Source organism: Silvimonas sp. JCM 19000, assembly GCF_054652575.1.
This window is the reverse complement of the sequence record NZ_BAAIHC010000012.1, coordinates 116143-125642: the sequence shown is the minus strand read 5'-3', so window position 1 is coordinate 125642 and position 9500 is coordinate 116143. Positions and strand designations below refer to the sequence as shown.

11 protein-coding genes are annotated in these 9500 nt (G+C 60.5%); 6 read left to right on the top strand and 5 right to left on the bottom strand.

The features are described 5' to 3' along the window. Window positions 1-117 precede the first annotated feature (117 nt). Window positions 118-534 (bottom strand): YccF domain-containing protein, encoded by a 417-nt coding sequence (locus tag ACYQ1A_RS12695; RefSeq protein WP_499362501.1) that lies wholly within the window; start codon window positions 532-534, stop codon window positions 118-120. A gap of 135 nt (window positions 535-669) precedes the next feature. Beyond that, window positions 670-996 (bottom strand): BON domain-containing protein, encoded by a 327-nt coding sequence (locus tag ACYQ1A_RS12690; protein ID WP_083459078.1) that lies wholly within the window; start codon window positions 994-996, stop codon window positions 670-672. A gap of 238 nt (window positions 997-1234) precedes the next feature. Between ACYQ1A_RS12690 and ACYQ1A_RS12685 the strand changes: the two genes are divergently transcribed. Together ACYQ1A_RS12685 and ACYQ1A_RS12680 are read left to right on the top strand one after the other, a co-directional pair. Then, window positions 1235-1465: an RNA-binding S4 domain-containing protein gene (locus ACYQ1A_RS12685; RefSeq protein WP_053938352.1), complete on the top strand. Its 231-nt coding sequence runs from the start codon at window positions 1235-1237 to the stop codon at window positions 1463-1465. Between the two features lie 154 nt (window positions 1466-1619). Beyond that, window positions 1620-2666 carry a glycoside hydrolase family protein gene (locus ACYQ1A_RS12680; protein WP_499362500.1) on the top strand — a complete coding sequence of 349 codons (1047 nt, stop codon included), beginning with the start codon at window positions 1620-1622 and terminating at the stop codon, window positions 2664-2666. A gap of 19 nt (window positions 2667-2685) precedes the next feature. Here the strand turns inward: ACYQ1A_RS12680 and ACYQ1A_RS12675 are convergent, their stop codons facing one another. Then, complete coding sequence (locus tag ACYQ1A_RS12675) at window positions 2686-4068, bottom strand: MATE family efflux transporter (RefSeq protein WP_499362499.1); 1383 nt, start codon at window positions 4066-4068, stop codon at window positions 2686-2688. A 34-nt stretch (window positions 4069-4102) separates the two neighbouring features. Between ACYQ1A_RS12675 and ACYQ1A_RS12670 the strand changes: the two genes are divergently transcribed. Then, window positions 4103-4453 (top strand): GIY-YIG nuclease family protein, encoded by a 351-nt coding sequence (locus ACYQ1A_RS12670; protein ID WP_499362497.1) that lies wholly within the window; start codon window positions 4103-4105, stop codon window positions 4451-4453. A gap of 93 nt (window positions 4454-4546) precedes the next feature. Then, the gene (locus tag ACYQ1A_RS12665) at window positions 4547-5365 is read left to right on the top strand and encodes a class I SAM-dependent methyltransferase (RefSeq protein ID WP_499362495.1); all 819 of its coding nucleotides are present in this window, start codon (window positions 4547-4549) and stop codon (window positions 5363-5365) included. Window positions 5366-5480: 115 nt separating this feature from the next. Here the strand turns inward: ACYQ1A_RS12665 and ACYQ1A_RS12660 are convergent, their stop codons facing one another. Continuing rightward, window positions 5481-6737 (bottom strand): TIGR03862 family flavoprotein, encoded by a 1257-nt coding sequence (locus ACYQ1A_RS12660; RefSeq protein ID WP_499362493.1) that lies wholly within the window; start codon window positions 6735-6737, stop codon window positions 5481-5483. 104 nt (window positions 6738-6841) lie between these two features. Here ACYQ1A_RS12660 and ACYQ1A_RS12655 point away from each other — a divergent pair, with 104 nt between their 5' ends. Next, the gene (locus ACYQ1A_RS12655) at window positions 6842-7381 is read left to right on the top strand and encodes a YaeQ family protein (RefSeq protein ID WP_499362492.1); all 540 of its coding nucleotides are present in this window, start codon (window positions 6842-6844) and stop codon (window positions 7379-7381) included. Between the two features lie 122 nt (window positions 7382-7503). Beyond that, complete coding sequence (gene aceK, locus ACYQ1A_RS12650; protein WP_499362490.1) at window positions 7504-9282, top strand: bifunctional isocitrate dehydrogenase kinase/phosphatase; 1779 nt, start codon at window positions 7504-7506, stop codon at window positions 9280-9282. On the opposite strand, the gene ACYQ1A_RS12645 is transcribed toward aceK, so the two are convergent. Then, complete coding sequence (locus ACYQ1A_RS12645) at window positions 9279-9482, bottom strand: SlyX family protein (RefSeq protein WP_062223578.1); 204 nt, start codon at window positions 9480-9482, stop codon at window positions 9279-9281. The two genes, aceK and ACYQ1A_RS12645, sit on opposite strands and share 4 nt — an antisense overlap. Window positions 9483-9500 lie beyond the last annotated feature (18 nt).

The following is a 9500-nucleotide window of genomic DNA, read 5'->3' as shown; positions in this document are numbered from 1 at the left end:
CCACGGCATAAATGCATAGGGTGGGTCTGGACCCACCTCCCAAAGTGGTATGCCAAGCTCACCGTACGTGGCATATGGCATTGAGTGGTGGGTCTTGACCCACCCTATGCCACGGCTTTAACGCAGCCCGAAGCGCTGGTTGCTCGGCACCACAGTCTGGCCGACCGGCGCGAGGGCGATCAGCGCCAGCTTCAGATGCTGGATGCCAAACGGGATGCCGATAATGGTGATGAAATTGGCCAGCGCCGCCGCCACGTGGCCCAGCGCCAGCCACCAGCCGGCAAATACAAACCAGATTAGATTGCCGATAAAGCCGAGCGCGCCAGTGCCCACATCATGCCGCCCGGTAATGTAATTGCGCTTGACCGCCTCTTTGCCAAACGGCCAGAACGAAAACGCACCGATCACAAAACACGCGCGCGCCCACGGGATGCCGACGATGGTAATCAACGCCACCAGCCCGGCCAGCCACCAGCCCAATCCCATCCAGAAACCGCCCAGTACAAACCACAGCACATTGCCGATAAAACGCATCAGGTCGCCTTTTATTTGGGTGAAACAAGCAGACCAGTTTAGCGGGCAAAAGATTGCATGGCGTAATAAAAAAGGCGCCCGCATGGACGCCTGTTTTGCATCAGCGCAGCGAGCTTGCGCCCGCGCGATGGCTGCTTATTGCTTCGGCATGATGTTGTTGGCGACGTAACGCACGCCCTTCACTTTTTCGGCCACCATGCCGGCCTTGGCCATTTGCAGACCGGTATCCACGTTGCCATTGATGGTAACGTCGGCATCTTTGCCGGTCACTTGCAGGTTGAACGGCGCCAGTTCGCTATCGGCGTCCAGCGCAGCTTTGACGTTGGCGGCCAGCGCGGCGTCTTTCGGTGCGGCGGCGGCGGCCGGTGCGGCAGCAGCCGGGGCAGCGGCTTGCGGAGCCGAGCTGCAGGCGGTGTTGAACAGGGCAACTGCGAACAGGGCGGCGAGTGCGGCGTTTTTCATTTTGATTTCCCCAAGGTTTGCGGTGGCGGGCGTCGCACAACGCAACGCTGCCGATGGTTTCCGGGCGCATAGGCGCCGGGGCCTGGATGCGGCTCGGCAGCGATTGTTACTGCGCGATATTGCAAAACCATGACAGACACATGAAAAGTCTGCGTTCGTCCTGCGCCGCGGCGGGGCAGCCACAGGCAAGGGCTATAGCGTCTGCTAGACTGGGCGTTTTGCTGAGCAGGTTTTAACCATGCAACACCTTGAAGTAGAAATTGATAGCGAATTCATCGCGCTGAACGACCTTCTCAAGATTTGCGGCCTGGTGGATAGCGGCGGCGCGGGCAAAGCGCTGGTGGCCACCGGCATCGTCAAGGTCAATGGCGAGCAGGAACTGCGCAAGACCAACAAGATCCGGCCCGGCATGCAAGTGCAGGTGGCCGATGATGTGGTGATCGACGTAAAGGCCGCGCCCGAAGAATAAGCATCGACTCGGCCAGTGCCCAGCGGGTGGGCGGGCCGCCTCTTGTCTGCGGATTGTCACCTTCGGTAACGCGCTGTATTCGCAGCGCGGGCCGGGGGTGCAAAGCTGGGCGCCTTTGGCCTGCCCTGCCTAATCCGCCTTCGAGGACACACAGATGCCCCGTTCCGCCCTGCCCGCGCTCAGCACGCTGACCGCCACCCTGTCGTTGTGCCTTGCGCTTGCCGCCTGTGGCGGCGGAGGCGGTGGCGATGACAGCAGCACCAGCAATACCGTTGCCCCCACCAGCACGCCCACCACCGCACCGACGCCAACCCCAACGCCTGGCGCAACACCAACGCCTACGCCCGGCGCAACGCCCACCCCAATGCCTGGGGCGACACCGACGCCCACGCCCGGCGCAACACCCACGCCCACCCCGGCCGCCAGCAGCAAAAGCAGCAAGCGCGGCCTGGCCTATGATCTGGCCAGCACGGCCGATCTGGCGGCGTTATCGACCGGAACAAGCTGGTGGTACAACTGGAGCGACCATGCCAACAGCGCCTTGCCCGCCAATGCGCAAACGCAATACGGCATGGAATTTGTGCCGATGCTGTGGAACGACAATTTCAACGATGCGGCCATCGAAACCATGCTGACCGCAAATCCGACAATCAAATATCTGCTGGTGCTCAACGAACCCAATCTGACCGACCAGGCCAATATGACGCCGCAACAAGCCGCCGCGCTGTGGCCGCGTTATGAAGCAATTGCGGCGCACACCGGCGTCAAACTGGTGGGCCCGGCCATGAACTGGGGCACGATGGCGGGTTATGCCGATCCGGTGGTGTGGCTGGATGCGTTCTACGCCGCCTACCGCGCCGCCAACAGCAATCGCGATCCGCGCATCGATTATCTGGCCTTTCACTGGTACGACTATGGCCTGGGCAGCCAGCTGGACCGCCTGAGCAAATACGGCAAACCGTTCTGGGTGACCGAATTCGCCAACTGGCATACCGGCGATGGCAGTGCCCAGATCGACAGCGTGGCCAAGCAGGAGGCGCAGATGGCCGATATGGTCCACACGCTGGAAAGCCGTAGCGATGTGTTCCGCTATGCCTGGTTTACCGGGCGCATGAGCAGCGATCCGCATTTTGATTCGCTGCTGGGCGGCAGCGGCCAGCTGACCGATCTGGGCAGCCAGTATCTGGCGCAGCCGTGGTAAACCGCCGCGTGCCCGGCGCTTAAACCGCGCCGGGGCCGACTTCCATGCGCGCACTACGCCAGCGGCCAAAGCGGTAATACAACACCGCCATCACCAGCGACATCACTGAGGCGATCGGAAAGCTCCACCAGATCGCCTCGGCGCCGTAATCGCGGCCGAAGTACATCGCCACCGGAATGCGCACCAGCCACATCGAAATAATCAACATCACCAGCGGCGCCATCACCGCGCCGGTGGCGCGCACCACCGAGAACAGCACAAACGTCACGCCAAACAGCACGAACGACCACGCCACCACCAGGTCGATATGGCGCGCAATCTGCAAGGCCTGCGCATCTTGCGGAAAGAACAGCCCCAGCACCGCGCGATCCAGCAACAACAGCAGCGCCACAATCACGCCCGTCATCACAAAGTTGAACCAGACGCCCGCGCGCGTGACCTGCGCCACCCGATCCCAACGTTTGGCCCCTACATTCTGCGCCACCATCGAGCTACACCCCGCGCCCAACGCCATGGCCGGCATCTGGATATAGGTCCATAACTGCGAGGCCACGCCAAACGCCGCCGTCACCACCGAGCCATGCCGGTTAACCAGCGTGATCATGACGATGGCCGAGGAGGAGATGACCAGCATCTGCATGCCCATCGGCAACCCTTTAAGCACCAGCGTGCGCAACACGGCCGGGTCTGGCTTCAGGTAATGCCATTCGCCTTTGCCCGGCAGCAGAAAGTAATGATGCCGTTTGAGATAAACCAGCATGGCAATCAGGCTGAGGCTTTGCGCCAGCAGCGTGGCGGTGGCCGAACCGGCGATGCCCAGTTGCGGAAACGGGCCGACGCCAAAGATCAGCAAGGGATTCAGACCAATATCGAGAAACACCGACAACAGCATGAAATAAAACGGTGTGCGCGAATCGCCCGTGCCGCGCAGCGTCATCATCAGCACGTTGTACAAATACATGAAGGGCACGGCCACAAAGATGACGCGCAGATAGGCGATGGCCAGCGGCGCGGCGTCGGCGGGGGTATCCATGGCGCGCAGGATATGCGGGGTAAACACATAGCCGATCACCGCCATCAGCGTGGAGAGCAAGGCAAAGAAGCTGTAGCTGGTGCCCGCCACGCGTTTGGCGCGCGCGGTGTCTTTGGCGCCCACCGCCTGGCCGACAAGTATGGTGTTGGCCATGCTGAGACCGAATACAATGCCGAGCAGAAAAAACAGGATCAGGTTAGCGTTGGATGCGGCGGTGAGCGCGGCCTCGCCCAGATAATGGCCGATCCACATCGCGTTGATCGACGCGTTGAGCGATTGCAGTACATTGCTGCCCAGCACCGGCAGTGAAAACAGAAACAGCGTGCGCGCCACCGGGCCGCTGGTTAAATCCATGCGCTTTTTGCTCATGACCATCCCATCAATCCAAACAGGTTTGTGCACTATGGCTGGCGTTGCCCGAAACGCAACCGACATTTGCGCGGTAACCGGTTCCGCCCTCGCAGCGGACGGCCAGAGCGCGCCCGCCGCGGCCGCATGGTGCGTGTATATGTTGGCGTGTCGCAATGGCAGCCTTTATACCGGCATCAGCAACGATGTGCTGGCGCGTTATGCCGCGCATTGCAGTGGCAAGGGCGCGCGCTACACGCGGGCGCATCCGCCACAGCAATTGCTGGCGGTATTGCGCTGCGCCAATCGCAGCGAAGCCAGCAAGCTGGAAGCGCAAATCAAGAAGCTGAAACGGCCAGCCAAACTGGCGTGGTGCGTGCAAAACGCGTGGACGCCGGTCGCCTGAAGCGCCGCCACTAAACCCACGCGGCAGGCCAGCCCGGCGCGTACGCGGTATCATGGCGGCCTTGTTTTAAAACGCCTTTGAGAACCGCCCGCCATGTCCGCCCCCGAAATCCGCCCCGGCCAGTCAGTCGAACTGCTGCAACAACTGCATATCCTGACGCGCGACGGCAAGCTTAACCAGGACAGCCGCCGCAAGCTGAAGCAGATCTACCATCTGTTCAACTTTATTGAGCCGCTGCTGAAAGACGTGCTGCAACAGCACGAGGCCGTGACGCTGGTGGACCACGGCGCGGGCAAAAACTACCTCGGTTTTATTTTGTATGACCTGTTCTTCAAGGCGCAAAGTGGCGGCCACATCTATGGCATCGAAACGCGCGAAGAACTGGTGCAGGGCTCGCGCGAACTGGCGCAGCGGCTGGGCTTTGAGCGCATGTCGTTTCTGCATGAGACGGTGGAGCAATCGATCAACTCGACCGCCCTGCCCGCGCAGATTGACGTGGTGACCGCGCTGCATGCCTGCGACACCGCCACCGATGATGCGATCCGCTTTGCGCTGGAAAAAAACGCGCGCCATATCGTGCTGGTGCCGTGCTGCCAGGCCGAAGTGGCGACGTTTTTGCGCAAGCTGAAGAACCAATCGTTTGGCAAAACCGCGCTGTCGGAAATCTGGCGCCACCCGGTGCATACGCGCGAGTTTGGTAGCCAGATCACCAATGTGCTGCGCTGCTTGCTGCTGGAAGCGCATGGCTACCAGGTGACGGTGACCGAACTGGTGGGCTGGGAACATTCGATGAAAAACGAACTGATCATCGCCACCCAGTCCGGCCAACGCCCACGCAACGCACGCCAACGCGCCGAGGCGATTCTGGAAGAGCTGAATCTGGATGAGATGCGCTACCGGTTTGTGTATTGATTCGCGATAGGCGCCCGGACGCTCTTATAGGGTGGGTCGTGACCCACCAATCAAAGTGGTTTGCCGAACGCACGGCAGGTGGCTTGCGGCTTTGAATGGTGGGTCTTGACCCACCCTATGCGTCGCGGCGCAGCCAGCTTAGTGCGCCATCACCGGCGGCGCGGCCGGTGGCAAAGCAGGCGGTTAGCAGATAGCCGCCGGTGGGGGCTTCCCAGTCCAGCATCTCGCCTGCGACAAAGACGCCCGGCGCGGCGTGCAGCATTAGATGCTCATCCACAGCGTCCAGCGCCACGCCACCTGCGGTGCTGATCGCCTCGTCCAATGGCCGCGTGCCGGTCAGCGTCAGCGGCAGTGCCTTGATTGCCCGTGCCACCTGGTCCATATCGTGCATCTGCTCACGACTGAGCACTTCCCACAGCAGCGCGGTCTTTACGCCAGTCAGCCCGGTTTTGCTCTGCAAATGCGCGGCGACGCTTTTTGCTCCACGTGGAACAGTCAGCTCTTGTTGCACGCGTTCCAGACTACGGCCCGGTAGCAAATCGACCTCGATGGTGGCCTGGCCGGTGGCGTTGATCTGCTCGCGGATCGCGCGCGAAAACGCATAAATCAGGCTGCCTTCCACGCCATGTTCGGTGATCACAAACTCGCCTTGCTTGTAATGCCGCACGCCATCCAGCCCGGTATGCGCCAGCGCCACGGTTTTTAGCGGATGGCCGCCAAACTTGTCGCGCAGGATTTTGCTCCAGCCAACTTCAAAACCGCTGTTGGCGGGCTGAAGCGGCGTAATCGCCACACCGCGTTGCTGCAGCAACGGCAGCCATGCGCCATCCGAACCTAGCCGCGACCAGCTGGCGCCGCCCAAAGCCAGCACCACGGCGTCGGCCTGCACATTCATCTCGCCGTCCGGGCTGGCGATGCGCAAGCTGCCGTCCTCAGCCCAACCCAACCAGCGATGCCGCGCATGCAAATTAACCCCCGCCTGGCGCAAGCGCTGCAACCATGCGCGCAGCAAGGGCGCGGCTTTCATCTCGCGCGGAAACACACGGCCGGAGGTGCCGACAAAGGTTTCGATACCTAACTCATGAATCCACGCGCGCAATGCGTCTGGCGGAAACGCCGCAATCAGCGGCTGCAGCCAGCTATGCTGCGCGCCATAACGCTGCAGAAACGGCTCGATCGGCTCGGAGTGGGTGATATTCATGCCGCCCACGCCAGCCAGCAGAAACTTGCGCCCCACCGACGGCATCGCGTCGTACACGTCCACCTGCACGCCGCCAGCGGCCAGGCGCTCGGCCGCCATCAAACCCGCCGGGCCACCCCCGATCACGGCAACGCGACGCGGGCTAACAACAGTGGGGACGGATGGGGTCATGGTGAGGCCTGCGGCAAGTAAACCCGGCATTCTACCCGCAGCGCCCTCGCCAGACGCGGGCGCTGCCACTACACTGGCGACCTTTTGCGCCGCACGGACAGACCATGGCACTCAAAGCCACCATTTACAAAGCCGACCTCAATATCAGTGACATGGACCGTGGCTACTACGCCAGCCATAACCTGACCATCGCGCGCCATCCTTCCGAGACCGACGAGCGCATGATGCTGCGCGTGCTGGCCTTTGCCTGCCATGCCAGCGAAACCCTGGCCTTTGGCCGTGGCATCAGCGACGAAGACGACGCCGCGCTCTGGCAAAAATCGCTGATCGATGAAGTGGAACTGTGGATTGATCTGGGCCTGCCCGATGACAAGCGCATCCGCAAACTCAGCCAGCGCAGCCAGCAAGCGTGGATTTACGCCTATGGCAGCGGCAAGACCGCCGAGATGTGGTTTGAGGCCAACCGCGCCACCATTCAGCGTTTTGATAATCTGCATGTGGTGCACGTCTCGGGCGACACCATGGCGGGCCTGGCGGCGATGGCCGAGCGCACGATGCAATTGCAATGCACCATCCAGGATGCCGAGGTGTGGCTGTCGGACGACAAAACCAATCTGCACATCAGCTGGAACGTCCTCAAATAAGCGTATTGGCTGCAATACGCGGCCCGTAATGTGTTTGAATCGGCACATTGCGGGTTAAGCCTGATGCCGCGCGTCCAGGCGCGCGCTCAAGATCAAAAGCCCGCCCGCCAGGACGCGCTGCCATGTCGCCATCCGATTCTGCCCCGCTCAGCCCTGCCGCCAGCCTGGCGCGCACGATACTTGATGGCTTTGATTGCCACTATCGTTTGTTCCGCGATTGCAGCCGGCTGGCCCAGGCCAATTTTGAGGCGGGCAAGGTGCATGCCCAGCGCGATGCGGTGCGCGACCGCATTACTTTTTATGATCGACGCGTGACCGAAACCATCGCGCGCATCCAGCAAGACTTTGATATTGCAACGCTGCCAGAAACGGTATGGGCGCAAACCAAAGCCGCTTATGTCGGCTTGCTGATCAACCATAAACAACCGGAACTGGCCGAGACGTTTTTTAATTCGGTGTGTTGCCACATCCTGCATCGCAATTACTTTCACAACGACTTCATTTTTTATCGCCCGGCCGTCTCGACTGAATATATCGAAGAGAGCGAACCGCCGGCCTATCGTACCTATTACCCCACACGCAGCTGGCTGGAAGATTCGATTGAGCAAATGCTGCTCGACTTCAAATTCAATCTGCCGTTTGAAGATCTCAAGCGCGATGTGCGTTACATCTTGCGCGCCGTCCACGCGCATATCGGCCATTGGCCCAAGCTGGCGTTCAATGCGCAAATCCAGGTGGTGGCATCGGCGTTTTATCGCGGCAAAGCGGCTTATCTGATTGGGCGGGCGATTAATGGCGATGTCGAAATTCCGTTTGCGCTACCGTTATATCGCAATGACGCAGGCCAACTGTATATCGACGCGGCGCTGTTCAATGCCGACCATATCCGCCATCTGTTTTCTTTATCGCGCGCCTATTTTCTGGTGGATATGGAAGTGCCTTCGGCCACGGTGCAGTTTTTGCATGAGCTGATTCCGGAAACCTCACGCGCCGAGCTCTACACCATCCTCGGCCTGGGCAAGCAGGGTAAAACCATGTTTTACCGGGAGTTGTTCCACCATCTGCGCCATTCCACCGACCGCTTTACCGCCGCGCCGGGCATCAAGGGCATGGTGATGATCGTGTTTACGCTGCCGTCGTTTCCGTTTGTCTTCAAAGTCATCAAAGACGTGATTGCGCCGCCCAAAGAAGTGGATCGCGCTTTGGTGCGCGCCAAATACCAGATGGTTAAACAGCACGACCGCGTTGGCCGCATGGCCGATTCGTGGGAATTCTCGGATGTGGCTTTGCCGCGTGCGCGCTGCGACGACGCGCTGATCGATGAATTACGGCGGCTGGCGCCATCAATGCTGGAAGAGGATGGCGATACCGTGGTGATCCGCCATTTATATATCGAGCGCCGCATGGTGCCGCTGAATATGCTGCTCGATCTGCATCGCGGCCCGGTGGTGGAAGAGGCCATCCGCGATTACGGCAATGCGCTGCGCGAACTGGCCATCGCCAATATCTTTCCTGGCGACATGCTGTTTAAAAACTTTGGTTCCACCCGTGCCGGCCGCATCGTTTTCTATGATTACGACGAAATCGAATATATGACCGATTGCGATTTCCGTCGTATTCCTGCGCCGATTGCACCCGAATACGAACTGAGTGGCGAGGCCTGGTACACCGGGCATAAAAACGAGGTGTATCCGGAAGAATTCGGCACGTTTTTATTAACGCGGCCAGATATTCGCGCCGCGTTTCTGCAATATCACGCCGACTTGCTCGACCCGGCGTTCTGGCGCAACACGCGTGAACGCATCAAGGCAGGCATCGTTGAGGATTTCTTTCCGTACCCGCAATCGCTGCGCTTTGGCCAGCGCTTTGCCAAGCCAGTGGCAGCGGACACGGTCACTTAATAATGCGGCGGTACTTCTTGCGCCGGGCTGCCGCGCTGGGTGTTTTCCATCGCGCGCAAATAGCCCGCCAGTTCGCGCACTTCCTGCTGCAAGCGGCTGATCTGCATGGCTTGTTCGGCCACGATGCCATTCAGGGTTTCGAGCAGATCTTCTTGCAGCGCGGTTTTGATTTCGAGCTCGGTGATGCGGCTGTCGTCCATCGGATGGGCTCCTGAGCG

Excerpts from the sequence above, each read along its gene's own strand:
- ACYQ1A_RS12695 (WP_499362501.1), bottom strand. The coding sequence starts at position 534 with ATGCGTTTTATCGGCAATGTGCTGTGGTTTGTACTGGGCGGTTTCTGG.
- ACYQ1A_RS12690 (WP_083459078.1), bottom strand. The coding sequence starts at position 996 with ATGAAAAACGCCGCACTCGCCGCCCTGTTCGCAGTTGCCCTGTTCAAC.
- ACYQ1A_RS12685 (WP_053938352.1), top strand. The coding sequence starts at position 1,235 with ATGCAACACCTTGAAGTAGAAATTGATAGCGAATTCATCGCGCTGAAC.
- ACYQ1A_RS12680 (WP_499362500.1), top strand. The coding sequence starts at position 1,620 with ATGCCCCGTTCCGCCCTGCCCGCGCTCAGCACGCTGACCGCCACCCTG.
- ACYQ1A_RS12675 (WP_499362499.1), bottom strand. The coding sequence starts at position 4,068 with ATGAGCAAAAAGCGCATGGATTTAACCAGCGGCCCGGTGGCGCGCACG.
- ACYQ1A_RS12670 (WP_499362497.1), top strand. The coding sequence starts at position 4,103 with ATGGCTGGCGTTGCCCGAAACGCAACCGACATTTGCGCGGTAACCGGT.
- ACYQ1A_RS12665 (WP_499362495.1), top strand. The coding sequence starts at position 4,547 with ATGTCCGCCCCCGAAATCCGCCCCGGCCAGTCAGTCGAACTGCTGCAA.
- ACYQ1A_RS12660 (WP_499362493.1), bottom strand. The coding sequence starts at position 6,737 with ATGACCCCATCCGTCCCCACTGTTGTTAGCCCGCGTCGCGTTGCCGTG.
- ACYQ1A_RS12655 (WP_499362492.1), top strand. The coding sequence starts at position 6,842 with ATGGCACTCAAAGCCACCATTTACAAAGCCGACCTCAATATCAGTGAC.
- aceK (WP_499362490.1), top strand. The coding sequence starts at position 7,504 with ATGTCGCCATCCGATTCTGCCCCGCTCAGCCCTGCCGCCAGCCTGGCG.
- ACYQ1A_RS12645 (WP_062223578.1), bottom strand. The coding sequence starts at position 9,482 with ATGGACGACAGCCGCATCACCGAGCTCGAAATCAAAACCGCGCTGCAA.